Raw genomic sequence first — 18,936 nt, forward strand, 5'->3', positions numbered from 1 at the left:
CGATGTCGATGGTTCTTTCATTTCGAAAGTCGTGCGCCCCAACAGCACCACCACTTCGACGCACGCCGATGAGCTGCCGCTCCGCGCCGACCGCCCCATACCGCCACTGATCAGGCTTTTTCGAAACACACCGGGTCAGGGTGTGCCGCTCCTACGTTCGTCATGGCAACGCAACCCGCCGTTCGGGTCGCGTTCACCGGACGAACTCCCGGGAGGCACACGCACATGTCGCGGATCGCCATGTTCGGCATCGACGTCGCAGCAGCGGGGCTGCTCGTCTTCGCCCTCTACTTCCCCCGGCACCGGCGCCGCGACCTGGTCGCCGCCTACCTGGTCGTCAACGTCGGCGTCCTCGCCGTCGCCAGCGCGCTGAGCACCAGCCGGGTCGGCGCCGGGCTGGGCCTGGGGCTCGCCCTGTTCGGGGTGCTGTCGATCATCCGGCTGCGCTCGACCGAGCTGGACCAGCACGAGGTGGCGTACTACTTCTCCAGCCTCGCGATCGGCCTCATCACCGCGCTCGGCACCGACGTGGCGCCGGTCGCGGGGCTGCTCGGGCTGCTGCTGGCCGTCGTGTACGTCGGCGACCACCCACGCCTGTTCCGCTCGTACGGCCACCAGATCGTCGTGCTGGACACGGCGGTCACCGACCCGGCCGCGCTGCGGGCCCAGTTGGAGCGGCTGCTCGGCGCCCGGGTGCACGCCGCCGCCGTGCAACGCCTCGACCTGGTCAACGACACCACCGTCGTGGAGGTCCGGTTCTCCCGCCGGCCGCGCACCGCCGCCGCCCCACCGGCCGGCTCACCAGACTCGGCAGACCCGGCCGGCTCCGCCGAACCGGTGGCCGCCGCGCCCGCCGGCGGCCACCGGTGACCGCCGCCCTCGCCGCGCTGGACCCGATCGGGCTGGACGAGCTCACCGAGCGCGCCGCGCTGCAGACCAGGGTCGACCGCAAGTACGTGCTCGGCACCGCCGAGTTGGAGCGCCTGCTGGACCGGCTGCCGCCGGGCACCCGGGTGCTGCAGATCGGGCGGGATCGCGCGTTCCGCTACGAGTCGGTCTACTTCGACACGCCCGAGCTGGCCAGCTACCGGCTGGCGGCGCACCGCCGGCGGCACCGGTTCAAGATCCGCACCCGCACGTACGTCGAGTCCTCGCTGTGCTGGCTGGAGGTGAAGACGTGCGGCCCGCGCGGCAGCACCGTCAAGCACCGCCTGCCGTACCGGCCCGACGACCGTACCCGCCTCGACCCGGGCCGCGCGTTCGTCGACGCCGTGCTCGACGGCCGGTGGCCCGCCGGCGCCGGGTTCGCGCCGACCCTGGTGACCGCGTACCGGCGCAGCACCCTGCTGCTGCCGGCGACGCCGAGCCGGGCGACCGTCGACACCGACCTCACCTGGTGCGCCACCGACGGGCGGCGGCTGCGGCTGGCCGGCCGCGCGGTGGTCGAGACCAAGTGCGCCTCGGGCGCGTCCCAGCTGGACCGTCTGCTGTGGACACACGGGCACCGGCCGGTGCGCATCTCCAAGTACGCCACCGGCCTCGCCGCCCTGTACCCCGGCCTGCCCGCCGCACCGTGGACCCGCACGCTGCGCCGCCACTTCACCGTCCCGCCCACCCCCTCACGAACGGACTGAGCGATGTCACACACCAGAAGGCGCGGACCCCGCGCGCGGCGGTACACCGCCGGGTGGCTCGCGGCCATCCTGACCGCCGTCGCGTGCCTCGTCGCCGGCCCGCCGCCGGCCGCCGCCGACCTCACCGGCGACATCACCTTCTCCGTGCCCAGCGGCACCTTCCAGGGCGAGCTCGCCGTCACGCTCGGCACGAGCGTCGCGGGCGCGCAGATCCGCTACACCACCGACGGGCGCGTCCCCGACGCCGCCTCGACCCTGTACGCCGGCGCGCCCGTGCGGTTCAGCCGCACCACTCAACTGCGGGCCCAGGCGTTCGTCGCCGGCCAGCCGTCCGGCGCGCCCGGCACCGCGCTGTACGTCGCCCGCGCCGTCACCGCCACCCACGACCTGCCGATCGTCGTGCTCGACGCGTACGGCGCCGGCAAGCCCGGCCGGGACTACGTCGACGTCGCGGTCATGGAGTTCCAGCCGGCCGGGGGCACCGCCAGCCTCACCGCCACCCCGGCGCTGACCAGCCGGGCCGGGTTCCACCTGCACGGCCAGTCGACCGCGACGCTGCCGAAGACGCCGTACCGGCTGGAACTGCGCGACAACGCCGGCGACGACGTGGACCTGCCGCTGCTGGGCATGCCGGCCGACTCCGACTGGGTCATGCGCGGCCCGTACACCGACAAGACCCTCATCCACGACGCGTTCATGTTCAGCCTGGCCAGGGACATGGGCCGGGCCGCGCCGCGGTTCGCCTTCGCCGAGGTGTACGTCAACCTCGACGCGCAGCCGGTGTCCGCCGACGATTACCAGGGCGTGTACCTCTTCATCGAGACCATCAAGAACTCCAAGAACCGGCTCGACCTCAAGCAGCTCGACCCGGAGGACGTGACCCTGCCGAAGATCCAGGGCGGGTACATCTTCAAGTTCGAGTGGCTGGCGGCCGAGGAGCCCACGCTGCCGTGCACCGGCCAGTCCTGCTGGAGCTTCCTGGAGGTCGTCGACCCGGACCCGCTGCAGCCGGCGCAGAAGACCTGGCTCACCCAGCACATCCAGCAGTTCAACGACGTGCTCCACAGTGGACAGTTCGCCGACCCGGTCACCGGGTACCCGGCCTACATCGACGTCGGCTCGTTCGTCGACCAGCTCATCCTCAACGAGCTCAGCCGCGAGATGGACGCCTACCTGCGCAGCGCGTACTTCCACAAGGACCGCACCGGCAAGATCACCGCCGGGCCGGTCTGGGACTACGACCTCACCTTCGGCGTCGGCGGGTACTTCAACAACCAGCAGACCAGCGGCTGGCAGTACCAGCAGACCCGCCAGCCGGTCGCGAACGACTGGTTCAACCGCCTCATGCTGGACCCGGCGTTCGTGAACCAGGTGAAGACCCGCTGGCAGCAGCTGCGCGGCGGGGTCCTCTCGACCGCGCAGCTCAACGCCCGCATCGCCGGGCTCACCGGCCCGCTCGCGGCGGCCGCGGCCCGCAACTTCCAGAAGTGGCCGACGCTGACCAGCGCGCAGATCGGCCCGTTCATCACCCCGACCGCGGCGACCTGGCAGGGCCACGTGGACCTCATGCGCACCTGGCTGACCCAGCGGATCGCCTGGCTGGAGTCACCGGGCGGCGGCGGCTGGCTGTCGTCCACCAGCCCCTCCCCCAGTCCCTCCTCCAGTCCGTCCAGCGGCGGCAGTGGTGGCTGCACGGCGGCGTACACGGTGACCAACCAGTGGCAGGGCGGCTTCCAGGGTGACGTGAAGGTGACCGCGGGCCCGGCCGCGATCCGCGGCTGGACCGTCACGTGGACGTTCCCCAACGGTCAGACGGTCGGCCAGGCGTGGGGCGCGACCGTGACCGCCGCGGGCGGCGCCGTGACCGCGCGCAACGTCTCGTACAACGGCACGCTCGGCGCCGGCGCCGCCACGTCGTTCGGCTTCCTCGGCACATGGACGACCGCCAACGACCGCCCCGCCACGGTGACCTGCGCACCGGCATGACCGCTCGGCGGCCCGCAATCCGCCGCCGGCCGGGACACAGTCTCGGCCGGCGGCGCGGTCTCAGCCGGCGGCTCGGTCTCAACTGGCGGCGCGGTGCAGCTCCTCCCGCAGGACCCGCAGCTCGACCACGTCGCCGGACACGCCGCTGAGCTGGTTGCCGGCCGCGTACACGTCGCTGGACAGGAACCCGGCCCCGTCCACCCGGATGTAGCCGGTGGCCATCAGGTGCTCGGCGATGCCGGCGATGGTGTCGGGCCGCACGTCGGTGCCCGGCCCCTGCACGGCGGCGACCGTGCCGGCCTGCTCGCCCGCCGGGTCCACGACGCGCATCCCCACCTGCACGAGGGGCAGGACGTCCGCTGCTGATGTGCCTGGTTGCATGCAGAGATGTTGCCCGCTCCGCGTGATCCGAAACGTCGCGCCCGTGGCCGCCTGAGGCACTGCCCCGTGTGGCCGGCGCCGGAGTGGGTACCACGACGGTCGATCCCCGACCTGGAGGTGCACCATGACGACCCCCTCGCAGCAGCCGATCCCGCCGATCGTGCCGGTCCTGCCGGACGATGACACCGGCACCGGCGCCGGCGACACCGGCGACGGCGTCGTGCGCGACACCGACGGCACGCCGGTCGGCCGCGACGACCTGCGCGCCGACGTCGAGCGCTCCGGCGGCGACCCGGACGGCGTCTGACCGCGGCGGGTTTCCGGGCAGGGGCCCCGGGTAAAGGCCGGTCAGGCACGGCGAAGGGACCGGCACGCATGGACGCATCGACCAGTGGGCTGCGCATCGTGATCGTCGGTGCGTCCGGCAACGCGGGGACGGCGCTGCTGCGCCGCCTGCACCAGGACGGCAACCACGAGCTCGCCGGGGTCGTGCGACGCGTGCCGCAGACCTCGGCGGCGCCGTACGACGGGGTGCGGTGGCACCAGTGCGACATCGCCGCGTACGGCGCCACGGACCGGCTGGCCGCGATCTTCGACGGCGCCGACGTGGTGGTCCACCTGGCCTGGCAGATCCAGCCGAGCCACGACCAGCGGCGGCTGCACCGCACGAACGTCGGCGGCAGCCGCGCCGTGGTCGACGCCACGATCCGCGCCGGGGTGCCCGCCCTCGTGGTGGCCTCGTCCGTCGGCGTGTACGCGCCCGGGCCGAAGGACCGGCGGGTCACCGAGAGCTGGCCGCACACCGGGGTACCGGGCTCGTCGTACAGCATGCACAAGGCCGCGGTGGAGGCGCTGCTGGACCGCGCCGAGGCCGAGCACCCGTCGCTGCGCGTCGTGCGGCTGCGGCCCGGCCTGATCTTCCAGCGCGACGCCGGCACCGAGATCGGCCGCTACTTCCTGGGTCCACTGGCACCGACCGGGCTGCTGCGGTTCGGCCGGATTCCGCTCGTACCGTCGGATCCGGCGCTGCGGGTGCAGGCGGTGCACGCCGACGACGTCGCCGACGCCTACGCCCGGGCGATCACCGCCGAGGTCCGGGGTGCCTTCAACATCGCCGCGGATCCGGTGCTCACCCCGCAGGTCGCGGCGGCGCTGTTCCACGGCCGCGCCGTCGGCGTGCCGGGCGGGCTGCTGCGCGTCGCCGCCGGGGTCACGTGGCGGCTGCGGCTGCAACCGGTCGACAGCGGCTGGGTGCGCCTGGCCCTGAACGCGCCGCTGATGTCCTGCGAGCGGGCCGCCACCGAGCTGGGCTGGCGCCCTCGCACGGACGCGGCCACGGCACTGCGGGAGCTCGTCGACGGCATGGCCACCCACGCCCACACCGACGCGCCGCCGCTGTCGGACGCGGCCACGATGGCGGGCCGGCCCGGCGGGCTGCTGCGAGGCCGCCTGCCGGGCACCGGGGATCCGTACTGAGCTACCGCGGCGCGGTCTCCAGGGCCTGTTCGAGGGTTTCGCGGGCGGCCGCGTCGCGGGTCTCGTCGGCGGCCGCGTCGCGGACCGCGCCGGAGTCGACGCCGGCGGCCTGGCTGAACGCGAGATGCCCGCCGAGGTACGCGCCGAGACCGGCGACGCTCAGCCCGGCGAGCGACAGCATCCTGCCGCGGCTGTGGTCGCCGCGCATCCGGGCCGCGATCGACGCCGCGAAGCAGCCGAGCGCGGCGGTGTTGGCGCCGGCGTGCACCAGGGCGACGCGGCGCTGCCGCCGCGACAGGGTGGTGTACTCGGCGAGTCCGGTCGTGACGGCGGGCAGCGCCCCGGCGGTGCCGGCGGTCAGCAACGCGGCCGCGGCCCGCTCGGTGCCCGGCATCAGATCGAGCACGGCCGTGCTCATCCAGGCGCCGACGGGGAACTGCACGATGGCCGGGTGCAGCGGGTGGCCGAACCACTCGCCGTGCAAGGCCGAGCGCAGCCGGCCCCTTCCGGCGGTGGCCCCGGCGATCCGACGCAGCATGTCCGCGGCCCGGTCGAGCGAGCCGGCACCTTCAAGTCTGGCGAGCAACCTCTGCATGAAGGTCCCTTGCCCGGGCACCGGCCGCCGAAACGCCGCGCCGCCGATGGTGGATGATGCCCTCATGCGTCCCGTGTACCGGTTTCCGTCGCGGGACGGGACCATCGGCCCTTCCGGGGCGCCCCTGGGCGCGCAACGGTGGAAGCTGCACAGCTCGCACCGTGAGGAGGCCGTCATGAGCATCATCCATCGGCCGGTCATCGTGGGTGTCGACGGTTCGCCGGCCGCGTTCGGCGCGGTCCGCTGGGGAGCCGACCTCGCGGCCCGCATGGGCCGGTCGCTGCGCATCATGCACGCGCTCGGGATGCCCGGACCGTTCGAGGAGGTCATCGACGAGCAGGGCCTGGTGCTGGACGCCGCGGCCGAGGCCCGGCTGTGGTACCCGGGGCTGCACGTGACGACGTCGACGTGGCACGGCCAGCCGGCCCACGTGCTGCGCGAGCAGTCCCGGCACGCGGAGCTGATCGTCGTCGGCAGCCGGGGCCACGGGGGCTTCCACGCGCTGCGGGTCGGCTCGGTCGGGTTGAATCTGGCCATGTACTCGCACTGCCCCGTGCTCGTGGTCCACCACGCCGAGCGCTGGGCCGGACCGGAGGCGGCGCTGCCTTCCGGCCGGCCGGTCGTCGTCGGCGCCGACGGGTCGCTTGGTGGCCGGCAGGCGCTGGAGCTGGCGTTCCGGGAGGCGTCCGCGCGCCAGGTGCCGCTGATCGCGGTGCGGGCGTGGCAGGAGCCGCCGAGCCGGCACGCCCGCCGCGCCGGCCCGGACCGGCTGGCCGCCGACCTCGCCACCGAACTCGCCGCCGACCTGGAGCCGCTGCGCGCCAAGGACCCCGCCGTGCGGCTGGAGCCGCGGGTGGTGCACGGCCCGCCCGTGCAGGTCCTGCTGGACGAGGCCCGCGACGCGCTGATGGTCGTGCTCGGCGCCCGCGGGCACGGCGGGTTCACCGGGCTGCGGATCGGCAGCGTCACGCAGCACGTCGTGCAGCACGCCGATGCGCCGGTGCTCATCGCCCGGCACGCCTGAGCATCACCCAACCCCCCGAAGGAGCAGGCATGCAGTACACCGACGTCGTGGTCGGCACCGACGGTTCCGCGTCCGGCACGTCCGCGGTCCGGTGGGCCGCGGACCACGCGGCGCGGACCGGTGCGCGGCTGCGGGTCGTGTGCGTCTACCAGTGGCACCTGCCCGGCCCGATCGGGTCGGCCGCCGAGATGGACGCGTCCGCCCGCGGCCAGGCCGAGGCCGTCGTGGCCGCGGCGGTCGCCGACGCCCACGCCGCCCGGCCCGGACTCGACGTGCAGGGCGGCGCGATCCTCGGCCTGCCGACCGACACGCTGCTCACCGAGGCGAAGACCGCGGCGCTGCTGGTCGTCGGCTCCCACGGCCGCGGCGCGCTCGCCTCGGCGCTGCTGGGCTCCGTCGGGCTGCAGGTCGCCACGCACGCCGAGGGCCCGATCGTGGTCGTGCGCGGCCGGGCGCACACCGCGATCGGGCCGGTGGTCGCCGGGATCGACGACGGGCCGGTGAGCGAGCGGGTCCTGTCGGCGGCCTTCGTGGAGGCGTACCGCCGCAGCTGCGGCCTCGTCGTCGTGCACACCGACGAGGGCACGCCCGACGCGCTCGCCCGGCTGCGGCAGCGGCACCCGGAGGTGCCGGTCGAGGTGGAGCAGGCCGCCGGCAACCCCGCCGACGTCCTCGTGGCCGCCTCCCGCAGCGCGCAGCTGGTCGTGCGCGACGGCCGCGGCCGCGACAGTGTCATCGGGGCGCTGCTCGAACCGGTCACCCATCACCTGCTGCAGCGCGCCGACTGCCCGGTCCTGCTCCTGCGCGAGCCGGTCCCGCTCCCGGACGAGCCCGACAGCGACCCGGCCCCGCACTGACCACCCGCCCGGCGGGTCGACCGGCCCGGCGGGTCGACCGGCCCGGCGGACGGCTCGGTCAGGCGGTCAGGCCGTCAGGCGGCCATCAGGCAGCGCGGCGGGTGCGGACGAGGGCCAGGCCCGCCGCGACGACGGCGACCGCGCCCAGCGCCACGGCCATGACCGCCCCGGCCAGGCCGTTGCCGGTGCCGAGGCCGCCGGCGACGTTGGCCCAGTGCACGCCGCCGACCGTGGCGCTGACCAGGCCGGCGGCGAGGGCCACGACGGCGCGCCGGGCGGCGCTGGGGCGAGCGGCGCGGGTCACCGCGAGGACGCCGAGCACCACGCCGGCGAGGCCGACGGCGGCGGCCGACGTGGGCACCAGCCGGCCGGTGCCGATCTCGTATCCGGCGGCGAGCACGTCCCGGGCGGCGAGCAGGTGCAGGACAGACATGGTGGGTCCCTTCGAATCCGTGGGCGATCAGCGGTCACGACCGATCGTCACGGTTCGACACGGGTGCTGTCCTGGGCCGTCAGGCGGCCGCCGGTACGCAGCTCGGCGTAGCCGCCCGGCACCCGACCGCGCCGCCCGGCGTAGCGGCACCGGCGGAGATCACCACGGCCGGACGGCGGGGTCCGCGACCGCCGCCGGGGTCGGCTCCGGCGGGTCCTGCCCGGTCCTGGCGGCTTTGAGCGCCGCCCACTCGTCCAGCAGGGTCGGCATCCGATCCTGGACCCAGTTGTAGAAGTCGCGCATGCCGGCGAGCCTCGACCCGGCGGTGGTCCCGGCGCCACCGGCCGCCGCCGCGCCCTGGCCCGCCGCGTCGGCGAGGGTCTTGAGCAGCGTCATCTTGGCGACGGTCACCTCGTACCACGAGTCGTCGACGAGCCGGTACCGGTCGCGCCGGGAGCCGGGCACGTGCTCCCGGGTCACCATGGCGATCTGCGACAGGTAGCGCACGGCGCCGGAGATGGCGGCGGCGCTCACGCCCAGGCGGTCGGCGAGCTCGCCGGCGCTCAGGGAACGCTCGTCGGCGGCCATCAGGGTGAAGACGACCCGGCCGGCCATGCGCGGGAAGCCCCAGTCGCCGAGGAGCCTGGCCATGTCCTCGACGAAGGCTCGGAGGGCCGCCTCGTCACGCTGCGGTCGCTGGGGCATCTGCGGTTCCATCCATCAATTGTCCAACGCGTACTTTCACAGTTGTGTGAAATGAGTGTAGCGTCTGAACCATGGAAAATTCCATTTCGGTCGCAGGCCTCATCAAACGGTTCGGCCGGACCACCGCGCTGGACGGTCTGGACCTGACCGTCGCGCAGGGCGAGGTGCACGGGTTCCTCGGTCCCAACGGGGCAGGCAAGACCACCACCATCCGCATCCTGCTCGGCCTGCAGCGCGCCGACGGCGGCACCGTGCGCCTGCTCGGCGGCGACCCGTGGCACGACGCCGTCTCGCTGCACCGGCGCCTCGCGTACGTGCCGGGCGACGTGACGCTCTGGCCCAACCTGTCCGGCGGCGAGGTCATCGACCTGCTCGGCCGGCTGCGCGGCGGCCTCAACCCGGCCCGCCGCAACGAGCTGCTGGAGCGCTTCGACCTGGACCCGCGCAAGAAGGGCCGCGCCTACTCCAAGGGCAACCGGCAGAAGGTCGGCCTCATCGCCGCCCTCGCCTCCGACGCGGAGCTGCTGCTGCTCGACGAGCCGACCTCCGGCCTCGACCCGCTGATGGAGGAGGTGTTCCGGCAGGTCATCGCGGAGGAGAAGCGCCGCGGGCGCACCGTGCTGCTGTCCAGCCACATCCTGTCCGAGGTCGAGGCGCTCTGCGACCGGGTCAGCATCATCCGGCAGGGCCGCACCGTCGAGACCGGCACCCTCACCCAGCTGCGGCACCTGACCCGCACCTTCATCTCCGCCGAGCTCAGCACGCCGCCCAACGGCCTGGCGGACCTGCCCGGCGTACACGACCTGCAGGTGGCGGCCAACCAGGTCCGGCTGCAGGTCGACTCCGCCCAGCTCGACCCGGTGCTGCGGCAGCTGACCTCGCACGGCGTGCGCAGCCTGGTCAGCCAGCCGCCGACGCTGGAGGAGCTGTTCCTGCGGCACTACGAGACGAGCCGCCACGAGACGGGCCAGCACCAGACCGGCCGGCACGAGACGGAGCCGGCGACATGACCGCGTTCACCGGCACCGGAAACCTCGCCCGGCTGATCGTGCGCCGCGACCGCGTGCTGCTGCCGATCTGGATGCTGTTCATGGCCGTGCTGCCGCTGTCGCTGGCGTCCGGCACGGCGACGCTGTACAAGACCGACGCCGAGCGGCAGGGCTACATCGACGACCTCGGCAGCAGCCCGCTGCTGCTGCTGTTCTACGGCACCAAACCCGCCGACCCGAACCTCGGCGCGCTGATCTTCTGGCGCGGCGCGACCGGCATGGTGATCATGGCGTTGATCGGGGTGCTGTTCGTCATCCGGCACACCCGGGTCGAGGAGGAGGCCGGCCGCCGCGAGCTGCTCGGCGCCACCGTCGTCGGCCGGCACGCCGCCGTCGCCGCCGCCCTGCTCACCATGACCGTCGCGAGCCTCGCCGTCGGCGTGCTCGTCGCGCTCGGCATGATCAGCCAGGACACCCCTGCCGGCGGCGCGTTCGCGATGGGTCTGGCGTGGGCGTCGGCCAGCATCCTGTTCGCCGCGGTCGGTGCGGTGACCGCGCAGCTCAGCGAGGGAGCCGGCGCCGCCAGGGGCATCGGCGTCGCGGTGGTCGGCCTGTCGTTCGGGGTGCGCGGCGCCGGCGACGTGGCCGCCGGGCTGTCGTGGCTGTCCTGGGTGTCGCCGCTCGGCTGGATCTACCAGGTGCACGCGTACACCGGCAACCGCTGGTGGATCTTCGGCGTGGTCGCCGTCGCCACGGTCGCCGTGTCCGCGCTGGCGCTGCGCCTGTCGGCCCGCCGCGACGTCGGTGCCGGGCTGCTCCCGCCGCGGCTCGGCCCGCCCGCCGCGGCACCGGGGCTGTCCGGCCCGCTCGCGCTCGCCTGGCGGTTGCACCGCGGCAGCCTGTACGGCTGGCTGGCCGGCCTCGGCATCGTCGGCGGGCTGCTCTTCGGCGGGGTCGCCAAGACCTCCGCCGACCTGTTGGCCGACAACGAGCAGCTCAAGCAGATCCTGGAACGCATCGGCGGCACGTCCGGGGCCGCGGACGTGTTCCTGGCCGGGACCCTCGGCATCGGCGCGATCGCCGTCGCCGCCTACGGCATCTCCGCGGCGCTGCGGATGCGCACCGAGGAGGCCGCGCTGCGCAGCGAGGCCCTGCTGGCCACCGGTGTCAGCCGGCTGCGGTGGGCGGCCAGCCACCTGGTCTTCGCCTTCCTCGGCCCGGCCGCGGTCATGCTCGTCACCGGTCTGGTCGCCGGGCTCTGCTACGGCGTGAGCACCGGCGACGTCGGCCGGGCGGTCCCCCGCGTGCTGGCCGGCGCGCTCGTGCAGCTGCCCGCGATCTGGGTGCTCGCGGCGCTCACCGTCGCGGTGTTCGGGCTGGCGCCGCGCCGGGCCCCGGCGGTCGGCTGGGCGGCGCTGTCGGTGTGCGTGGTGCTCGGCCAGATCGGCGCGGCGCTGCAGCTGAGCCAGGCGCTGCTGGACGTGTCGCCGTTCACCCACATCCCCCGCGTCCCCGGCGGGACGGTCACGGTGGCACCGCTGCTCGTGCTCACCGTCATCACCGTCGCGCTGGTGCTCGCCGGTCTCACCGGCTTCCGCCGGCGCAGCGTGCCCGTCACATAGCGACGCCGGAATCAGCGACGCCGGAATCAGGGACGCCGAAATCAGCAACGCCGAAATCAGCAACGCCGGAAACCTCACGGCGGCGCTTGCTGGGACGGCGTCCCACCGGCCAAGCTGACGGCGACCGCAACCTCGACCAACGGTGGTGAGGCACATGACCGGCGCACCGAACGGCACCCACACGGCCTACCGGACCTGCCCGCTGTGCGAGGCCGTCTGCGGCCTCGAGCTCACCGTCACCGGCGAGCGGATCACCGCCGCCCGCGGCGACCGCGAGCACGTGCTCAGCGCCGGCTTCGTCTGCCCGAAGGGCGCCACGTTCGGGCAGCTCGTGCACGACCCGGACCGCCTGCGCCGGCCGCTGCTGCGCGGCGCCGACGGGGTACACCACGAGGTGAGCTGGGACGAGGCGTTCGCCGCGGTCGAGGCCGGGCTGACCGGCGTGGTCACCCGGCACGGCCGCGACGCCGTCGCCGTCTACCTCGGCAACCCCAACGTGCACACGATGGCGGGCCCGCTGTTCGGCGGGCCCCTCGTGCGCGCGGTCGGCAGCCGCAACGTGTACTCCGCCAGCACCGTCGACCAGATGCCGAAGCACGTCGCGTGCGGGTACCTGTACGGCAACCCCGACGCGATCCCGGTGCCCGACGTCGACCGGACCGACCTGCTGCTGCTCATCGGCGCCAACCCACTGGAGTCCAACGGCAGCCTGTGCACCGCCCCGGACTTCCCGGGCCGCCTCGCCGCCCTGCAGGCCCGCGGGGGGCGGTTCGTGGTCGTCGACCCGCGGCGCACCCGTACCGCGGCCCTCGCCGACGAGCACGTCTTCATCCGGCCCGGCGGCGACGCGCTGCTGCTGTTCGGGCTGGTGCACACCCTGTTCGACGAGGGCCTCGCCGACCTCGGCCGGCTCGACGGGCACGTCCGCGGCGTCGAGCGGCTCGCGGTCCTCGCCAAGGACTTCGCGCCCGAGGTCGTCGGGGCGCGCTGCGGCGTCCCGGCCGGCGACATCCGCCGGCTCGCCCGGGAGCTGGCCGCCGCGCCGGCCGCCGCCGTGTACGGCCGCATCGGCACCTGCGCGGTCGAGTTCGGCACCCTGACCACCTGGCTCGTCGACGTCGTCAACGTCCTCACCGGCAACCTCGACCGGCCCGGCGGGGTGATGTTCCCCCTCGCGCCGCACGCGCGCACCGCCGCCCGGCCCGGCGGCAAGGGCTTCCGCGTCGGGCGGTGGACCAGCCGGGTCCGCGGCCTGCCCGAGGTCAAGGGCGAGCTGCCGGTCGCGACCCTCGCCGACGAGATCACCACCCCCGGCGACGGGCAGGTCCGGGCGCTCGTCACCGTCGCCGGAAACCCGGCGCTGTCCACCCCGAACAGCGGGCAGCTGGACCGGGCCCTCGCCGGGCTCGAGTTCATGGTGAGCGTCGACCCGTACCTCAACGAGACCACCCGGCACGCCGACGTGATCCTGCCGCCGACCGACCCGGCCCGCGTCGGGCACTACGACTTCGCGTTCCTGACGCTCGTCGTGCACAACATCGCCGCGTACTCCCCGCCGGTGCTGCCGAAGGACCCCGGCGGCATGGACGAGAGCGACATCCTCGCCCGGCTGACGCTCATCGCCGCCGGCCGCGGCGCCGGCGCCGACGTGACCGCCGGCCACGAGTACCTGCTGGCGCAGCTGCTGCAACGCGCCACCGACGACCCGGACTCGCCGGTCGCCGGCCGGGCCGTGACCGACCTGCGGGCCCTCGTCGACGGCGACGGCCCCGCCGAACGCCTCCTCGACGCCCGGCTGCGGCTCGGCGCGTACGGCGACGGCTTCGGCGCCACCCCGGACGGGCTGACCCTGCGCAAGCTCCTCGACCACCCGCACGGCCTCGACCTCGGGCCGCTGCGGCCGCGCATCCCGGAGGTGCTGCGGACCCCCAGCGGGCAGGTCGAGCTGTGCCCCGAACCCGTCGCCGCCGACGTCGCCCGGCTGCGCGCCGCGCTGGAGCGCCCCGGCGACGGCCTGGTCCTCGTCGGCCGGCGGCACCTGCGCTCCAACAACAGCTGGATGCACAACGTGCCCGGGCTGATGAAGGGCCGCGACCGGTGCACGCTGCAGGTCCACCCGAGCGACGCGGCCGCGCTGCGCCTCACCGACGGCGCCGCCGCGACCGTCGCGTCGCGGGTCGGCACGCTCACCGTGCCCGTCGAGGTCACCGACACGGTGATGCCGGGCGTGGTGAGCCTGCCGCACGGCTGGGGCCACGACGCGCCGGGCACCCGCGCCCAGGTCGCTGCCGCCCGCCCCGGCGTCAACAGCAACATCCTCACCGACGACCGGGCGATCGACCCGCTGTCGGGCAACAGCGTCCTCAACGGCATCCCGGTGACCGTCGCGCCGGCCGCCTGACCCGCGCGCCGGCGCGGCCGTGACCCGCGGCCTTTCAGGTGCGGGCCGGCAGCTCCACCGTGACGTGGGTGCCGCTGCCGGGCGGGCTGTCCACGTGCAGCAAGCCGCCGAGGGCGGCCACCCGGGCGGCGAGCACGACGATGCCGCCGCCCATGACCGGCTGCGCGCCGCCGTCGCCGTCGTCGCTGACCGCCACCTGCACCGTCGGCCCGTGCCGGCGCACCGTCACGACCACCTGCCGGGCCCGGGCGTGCCCGACGACGTTGGCGAGTGATTCGCAGATCACGGCGTACACGGTCGCGGCCACCGCCGGCGCGAGCGGCCCCACGTCCACGGTCACCCGCACCGGCAACGGGACGGCCGCCGCGAGCGCCCGCACCGAGGTGTCGAGATCCTCCGGCTCCGCGGGCCCCTCGCCGGCGCCGTCGCCGAGGGCCGCGTCGCACAGGTCCCGCAGCGCGTGGCGCAGCACCGTCTCGGCGCGCGAGGTGAGGGCCCGCACGGCCGGGTCGGCGGCGGCCCGGGTCGAGCCGATGATCGCCGCCACCTCCTGCGTCCGCCGGTGCCCGCCGTGTCCCGCGTCGTCGCCGGTACGGGTTGACTCCAGCTCCCGCAGCCGCGCCAGCAGCTCGGCGTGCTCCTGCCTGCGCTCCGGCTCGGCGGCCCGCACCGCGACGGCCGACCGTTCCCGCCGCCGCCGCAACGCCGCCGCGCCGGATCCGAGCCACAGCCCGAACGTGCCCACCACCCACCTCCCGCCGCCCCCGCTGGTTGCACCCTCACCGCAAGGAGCGAGACATCGGCCGCCGGCGTTACTGCGGGCCCTTCGCCCCGCCGGCCCGGGCCGGTGTGCCCTGCCGCCCGCGCCCGGCCCGGGGCAGGCTGCGGGCATGACCAGCAGGGACCGCATCGTCGTCGGCGTCGACGGCACCGAGGGCGCCCGGCACGCGCTGCGCTGGGCGATCGCCGAGGGCTTGCGGACCGGCGTGCCGGTCGCCGCCGTCACCGCCTGGACCTGGGACGCCGCCCTGCCGGCCGGGGCCGGGCCCCGGGTCGAACGCGAGCTCGCGGAGCTGGTCTGCCGCTATGAACTGGCCCGGTTCCCCGCCGGCGGGGCGTCGGTCTCGGTCGTCGAGGGCGACCCGGTCCCGGTGCTGCTCGCCGCCGCCCGCCACGCCCGCCTGCTGGTGCTCGGCAGCCACGGCCACGGCCGGCTGCGCCGCGCGCTGCTCGGCTCGACCAGCCGGCGGTGCGCCCGGCACGCGAGCTGCCCGGTCGTGGTCGTACCGCTGCCGCAGCGGCAACCCATCGACAACGTCCACCGGATCGCGCGAAGATACTGAGGACACTGCGGGTCGTCTCCTGGGAGCAGCGCCGTGACCGACATCGACCGGACGCCGACGAGTCCGCTGCGCAGGACCGCCCTGGTCGCGGGCGGGTTCTACGTGCTCACGTTCGTCTCCATCCCGACCGTCGCGCTGTACGGGCGGGTCCGTGACGACGACTATCTCCGCGGCAGCGGCCCGGACACCGCCGTCGTCACCGGCGGCATCCTCGAGATGATCGTGGCGCTCGCCTGCATCGGCACCGCCGTCGCGCTCTACCCGGTGCTCAAGCGGCAGGGGCCGGCCCGCGCGCTGGGCTTCGTCGGCACCCGGGTCCTGGAGGCCGGCGCCATCCTCATCGGGGTCGGGAGCCTCATGACCCTGGTGACGCTGCGGCGGGCCGGCGCCGGCCCGGAGGACGAGGCCGTCGGCCACGCCCTGGTCGCCTTCTACGACTCCGTCTTCCTGCTCAGTCAGGGGTTCATCCCGGCCGTGAACGCCGTGCTGCTCGGCTCGCTGCTGTACCAGTCGCGCCTCGTGCCACGGATCCTTCCCCTGCTGGGACTCGTCGGGGCGCCGCTGCTGGTGGCCTCCGACGTGGGGACGCTGTTCGGCGCCTGGGACCGGCTGTCACCGGTGGCCGCGGTCGCCGCGCTCCCCATCGCGGTGTGGGAGTTCTCGCTGGGCGTCTACCTGATCGTCAAAGGGTTCCGGCCCGCCCCGATCACCTCTGGCCCGGCGCCGGCCGCGGAGCCGGTGCGCACCGCCGCCGGGTAGGCATCCACGGGCGGCCCCACCGGGGGCACCGGGGCGGCCGCGCCGGCGGAGCCCGCCCGGTGCAGCTTGTGCCAGCGCAGCCGGGCGCCGGTGAGGGCCGTGCCGAGGGACTGCAGGAGCACGATGTACATGAGCTGCCGGTAGACGATCTGCTGCAGTGGCAGGACCCACAGGGCGCGCAGCTTCTCCCGGTCGAGGCGGAACGCGACGGCGGCGGTGAGGACCTGCATGGTGAACATGGCCAGCCACGCGCCGGTGGTGACCTTCCAGCTGGAGAAGCACAGGCCGTACACGAGCATGATGTCGATGAGCGGGGCGAGCAGCGGCAGCGCGATGCCGAAGAGCGCGACCAGGGGCAGCCCGACCCGGCCGAACCTGCCCGACGGGCCGCGGTCCAGGATCGAGCGGCGGTGCTTCCACATCGCCTGCATGGTGCCGTAGCTCCAGCGGTACCGCTGCAGCCACAGCTGCCGCAGGGTGGCGGGCGCCTCGGTCCAGGCACGGGCGCGTTCCTCGTAGACGACGCGCCAGCCGACGCGGCACAACGCCATCGTGGCGTCGGTGTCCTCGGCCAGGGTCTCGTGGCTGATCCCGCCGATGGCCTGCAACGCCTCGCGGCGGAACGCGCCGATCGCGCCCGGAATGGTCGGCATGCAGCGCAGGGTGTCGTACAGCCGGCGGTCGAGGTTGAACCCGATGACGTACTCGATGTGCTGCCACCGGGCCACGATCGAACGACGGTTGCCGACCTTGACGTTGCCCGCCACCGCGCCGACCGAGGCGTCGGCGAACGGCTGCACCAGGTGCCGGATCGAGTCCGGTTCGAAGACGGTGTCGCCGTCGACCATGACGATCAGCTCGTGCTGGGCCATCGCCACCCCGACGTTCAGCGCGTTGGGCTTGCCGCCGTTGGGGACCCGCACCACCCGCACGTTCGGTAATCGCATCGCCTCCACCAGCGCCGCCGTGCCGTCGGTCGAGCCGTCATCGACGACCACCACCTCGATCCCACCCGGGTGGTCGCCACCGGCCAGGGACCGCACGGCCGCCTCGATCCCCTCCTTCTCGTTGTAGGCAGGCACGATCACCGACACCGGCAGCCGCACCGGCGGGCCCCACCGCCACGACGCGGCCCGGCGGCGCCGCGCGTGCCGCCCCGCGAGCAGCAGCATCGCCACGGTGCGGGCGATCGTCAGCAGACCTGCGGCCAGGAACAGCACGCGGAACGCGGCCGTCACCCAGTCCGCCAGCACGACCGCCGTGACCAGGGCGAATGCGCGCCGCCGGTCGGCCGCGGCGCTCGGCGCGGCGGCGACGACCGCCCGGCCCGCGAGCGTGCGCGCCAGGCCCTGCGACACGGTGGTGAACGTGTAGCCGCGCCGCTGCATCATGGGGATGAACCTGTCCAGCGCCGCGACGGTCTGCGCGCGGTCCCCGCCGCCGTCGTGCATGGGTACGATCGCGCCCTCGTCGCCCGGCGGGGTCGCGCCGGCGATGATCGCCTCGACGCCGGGGCTGCTCCAGTCCCGGCTGTCCGTGTCCGCCAGGATCGACAGGTAGCCGAGCCGGCCGGCCTCCTGGATCAGCGGCCACTGGGTGTCGTCGACGGCGCGAGCGCTGGAGGTGTACGGCAGCCGCAGCAGCGCCGACTTGGTCCCGGTGGCGTGCACGACGGCCAGTTGGGCCTGGGAGTACTCCAGCTCGCGCTGCCACCGCGGCAGGCGGTCGAGCTGCGGGTGCGTGAAGGTGTGGACGCCGATCTCGTCACCGGCCCGGGCCAGCTCGGTGACGATCTGCGGGTGCCGGATCACCTGGGACCCGACGACGAAGAACGTGGCGTTGACGTGGTGCCGGCGCAGCACCTCCATGACCCGCGGCGTCCACCGCGGGTCCGGGCCGTCGTCGAACGTGAGGGCGATGGTGCGGGCCGGCAGCCGGTAGGAGCGCACCGTGCCGGTGCGGGTGTCGATGATCGGGCCGCCACCGATGACCTCGGCCGGCACCTTCTTGCGCTGCCCGGGCTTCGCGGTGTGGTCGGGGTGGAACTCGGCGTTGGCGTATGCCTCGACCAGCAGCGCGCCGGCCAGCACGCTCAGCGCGATCACCCCGAAGATGAGCCGGCTGAACGACACCCGCTCCCGCGCACGGGTCACGCCGGGCCCACCACGACGACCACGGTGACACCGGCGGCGGAGCCCTGCTCCGGCTGCTGCGTCGGGGCTGGCGCAGCCGGCGTGGCGGACTCGCTCGGCTCGGCCGGCAGGCTCGACGGTGACGCGGAGGGCCCCGCGCTCGCCGTCGCCCCGGGCGACGGTGCGGCGGTCACGGAGCCACTCGGCCCCGGGGACGCACTCGCCACGACGGGCGCCGGGCTGCTGCGGCCGGGCCCGCCGCCGGTGGTGCGCTTGCCGGCCTGACCGGGCGTCGGCGGGACCTTCTTCGTCGCCGGCGCCGGCGCGGACGGGGACTGCCCCGGTGCTGGGAGCGACAGCAGCTCCAGCGGGCCGGTGAAGAAGAGCGTGGCGGCCAGTACCAGCACCGCATAGGTCAGCGCCGCCGCACCGGCCAGATGGAAGACGAGCCGGATCCGCCGTCCACGACGACCGGTGGTGTCGACGAAGACAGGCGCTGACGCCTCACCGGCGGCGACGACGACGGTGTCGACCGCCGCACCGGCGGCCGGGGCTTTCACGGGCACCGCGCCAGCTTAGGAGCGACCCGCCGCCGAAAT

Annotated in this window: 19 protein-coding genes; 12 read left to right on the top strand and 7 right to left on the bottom strand. The window is 74.7% G+C overall.

Going from position 1 to position 18,936, the window contains the following annotated elements; genetic code table 11:
- Positions 1 to 225 precede the first annotated feature (225 nt).
- Genes AB0H83_RS26915 through AB0H83_RS26925 form a run of 3 tightly spaced genes read left to right on the top strand, consistent with a single transcriptional unit; the run spans position 226 to position 3,620 of the window.
- Positions 226 to 870 carry a DUF4956 domain-containing protein gene (locus AB0H83_RS26915; protein WP_360099118.1) on the top strand — a complete coding sequence of 215 codons (645 nt, stop codon included), beginning with the start codon at positions 226 to 228 and terminating at the stop codon, positions 868 to 870.
- Positions 867 to 1,634, top strand: coding sequence for a polyphosphate polymerase domain-containing protein (locus AB0H83_RS26920; protein ID WP_360099120.1), 768 nt, complete (start codon positions 867 to 869; stop codon positions 1,632 to 1,634). The genes AB0H83_RS26915 and AB0H83_RS26920 overlap by 4 nt, the downstream gene beginning before the upstream one ends.
- Positions 1,635 to 1,637: 3 nt before the next feature.
- The gene (locus AB0H83_RS26925; RefSeq protein ID WP_360099122.1) at positions 1,638 to 3,620 is read left to right on the top strand and encodes a CotH kinase family protein; all 1,983 of its coding nucleotides are present in this window, start codon (positions 1,638 to 1,640) and stop codon (positions 3,618 to 3,620) included.
- A gap of 78 nt (positions 3,621 to 3,698) precedes the next feature.
- Here AB0H83_RS26925 and AB0H83_RS26930 read toward each other — a convergent pair whose 3' ends face one another.
- Positions 3,699 to 4,001: a hypothetical protein gene (locus AB0H83_RS26930; RefSeq protein ID WP_360099124.1), complete on the bottom strand. Its 303-nt coding sequence runs from the start codon at positions 3,999 to 4,001 to the stop codon at positions 3,699 to 3,701.
- Positions 4,002 to 4,125: 124 nt separating this feature from the next.
- On the opposite strand from AB0H83_RS26930, the gene AB0H83_RS26935 reads away from it, so the two are divergent.
- Complete coding sequence (locus AB0H83_RS26935) at positions 4,126 to 4,308, top strand: hypothetical protein (RefSeq protein ID WP_360099126.1); 183 nt, start codon at positions 4,126 to 4,128, stop codon at positions 4,306 to 4,308.
- 89 nt (positions 4,309 to 4,397) lie between these two features.
- Positions 4,398 to 5,477, top strand: coding sequence for an NAD-dependent epimerase/dehydratase family protein (locus AB0H83_RS26940; RefSeq protein ID WP_360099284.1), 1,080 nt, complete (start codon positions 4,398 to 4,400; stop codon positions 5,475 to 5,477).
- Between the two features lies 1 nt (position 5,478).
- On the opposite strand, the gene AB0H83_RS26945 is transcribed toward AB0H83_RS26940, so the two are convergent.
- Complete coding sequence (locus AB0H83_RS26945; protein ID WP_360099128.1) at positions 5,479 to 6,072, bottom strand: DUF2231 domain-containing protein; 594 nt, start codon at positions 6,070 to 6,072, stop codon at positions 5,479 to 5,481.
- Positions 6,073 to 6,247: 175 nt separating this feature from the next.
- Between AB0H83_RS26945 and AB0H83_RS26950 the strand changes: the two genes are divergently transcribed.
- Both AB0H83_RS26950 and AB0H83_RS26955 read left to right on the top strand, forming a co-directional pair.
- Entirely contained in the window at positions 6,248 to 7,096 is an 849-nt protein-coding gene (locus AB0H83_RS26950) for a universal stress protein (protein WP_360099130.1), read from the top strand.
- Positions 7,097 to 7,125: 29 nt separating this feature from the next.
- Positions 7,126 to 7,953 (top strand): universal stress protein, encoded by an 828-nt coding sequence (locus AB0H83_RS26955; RefSeq protein ID WP_360099132.1) that lies wholly within the window; start codon positions 7,126 to 7,128, stop codon positions 7,951 to 7,953.
- Between the two features lie 85 nt (positions 7,954 to 8,038).
- Here AB0H83_RS26955 and AB0H83_RS26960 read toward each other — a convergent pair whose 3' ends face one another.
- Both AB0H83_RS26960 and AB0H83_RS26965 read right to left on the bottom strand, forming a co-directional pair.
- A complete protein-coding gene (locus tag AB0H83_RS26960) occupies positions 8,039 to 8,386 on the bottom strand; it encodes a DUF6223 family protein (protein ID WP_360099134.1) in 348 nt (115 codons plus the stop codon).
- A 159-nt stretch (positions 8,387 to 8,545) separates the two neighbouring features.
- Positions 8,546 to 9,103: a MarR family transcriptional regulator gene (locus tag AB0H83_RS26965; RefSeq protein ID WP_360099136.1), complete on the bottom strand. Its 558-nt coding sequence runs from the start codon at positions 9,101 to 9,103 to the stop codon at positions 8,546 to 8,548.
- Between the two features lie 59 nt (positions 9,104 to 9,162).
- On the opposite strand from AB0H83_RS26965, the gene AB0H83_RS26970 reads away from it, so the two are divergent.
- The 3 genes from AB0H83_RS26970 to AB0H83_RS26980 all read left to right on the top strand — a co-directional run bounded on the left by AB0H83_RS26970 (position 9,163) and on the right by AB0H83_RS26980 (position 14,103).
- A complete protein-coding gene (locus AB0H83_RS26970) occupies positions 9,163 to 10,101 on the top strand; it encodes an ABC transporter ATP-binding protein (protein WP_360099138.1) in 939 nt (312 codons plus the stop codon).
- Entirely contained in the window at positions 10,098 to 11,702 is a 1,605-nt protein-coding gene (locus tag AB0H83_RS26975) for an ABC transporter permease (protein ID WP_360099140.1), read from the top strand. The genes AB0H83_RS26970 and AB0H83_RS26975 overlap by 4 nt, the downstream gene beginning before the upstream one ends.
- 154 nt (positions 11,703 to 11,856) lie before the next feature.
- Positions 11,857 to 14,103, top strand: coding sequence for a molybdopterin oxidoreductase family protein (locus AB0H83_RS26980; RefSeq protein ID WP_360099142.1), 2,247 nt, complete (start codon positions 11,857 to 11,859; stop codon positions 14,101 to 14,103).
- A 34-nt stretch (positions 14,104 to 14,137) separates the two neighbouring features.
- On the opposite strand, the gene AB0H83_RS26985 is transcribed toward AB0H83_RS26980, so the two are convergent.
- A complete protein-coding gene (locus AB0H83_RS26985) occupies positions 14,138 to 14,848 on the bottom strand; it encodes an ATP-binding protein (RefSeq protein WP_360099144.1) in 711 nt (236 codons plus the stop codon).
- 145 nt (positions 14,849 to 14,993) lie between these two features.
- Here AB0H83_RS26985 and AB0H83_RS26990 point away from each other — a divergent pair, with 145 nt between their 5' ends.
- Both AB0H83_RS26990 and AB0H83_RS26995 read left to right on the top strand, forming a co-directional pair.
- The gene (locus AB0H83_RS26990) at positions 14,994 to 15,446 is read left to right on the top strand and encodes a universal stress protein (RefSeq protein WP_360099146.1); all 453 of its coding nucleotides are present in this window, start codon (positions 14,994 to 14,996) and stop codon (positions 15,444 to 15,446) included.
- A 33-nt stretch (positions 15,447 to 15,479) separates the two neighbouring features.
- On the top strand, positions 15,480 to 16,205 hold the full coding sequence (locus tag AB0H83_RS26995; protein WP_360099148.1) for a DUF4386 domain-containing protein: 726 nt from the start codon (positions 15,480 to 15,482) through the stop codon (positions 16,203 to 16,205).
- Here the strand turns inward: AB0H83_RS26995 and AB0H83_RS27000 are convergent.
- Positions 16,118 to 18,358: a bifunctional polysaccharide deacetylase/glycosyltransferase family 2 protein gene (locus tag AB0H83_RS27000; RefSeq protein WP_360099150.1), complete on the bottom strand. Its 2,241-nt coding sequence runs from the start codon at positions 18,356 to 18,358 to the stop codon at positions 16,118 to 16,120. The two genes, AB0H83_RS26995 and AB0H83_RS27000, sit on opposite strands and share 88 nt — an antisense overlap.
- Positions 18,355 to 18,903: a hypothetical protein gene (locus AB0H83_RS27005; protein WP_360099152.1), complete on the bottom strand. Its 549-nt coding sequence runs from the start codon at positions 18,901 to 18,903 to the stop codon at positions 18,355 to 18,357. The genes AB0H83_RS27000 and AB0H83_RS27005 overlap by 4 nt, the downstream gene beginning before the upstream one ends.
- Between the last annotated feature and the right edge of the window lie 33 nt (positions 18,904 to 18,936).

It is taken from the genome of Dactylosporangium sp. NPDC050688, from assembly GCF_040654515.1.
GTDB lineage: Bacteria > Actinomycetota > Actinomycetes > Mycobacteriales > Micromonosporaceae > Dactylosporangium.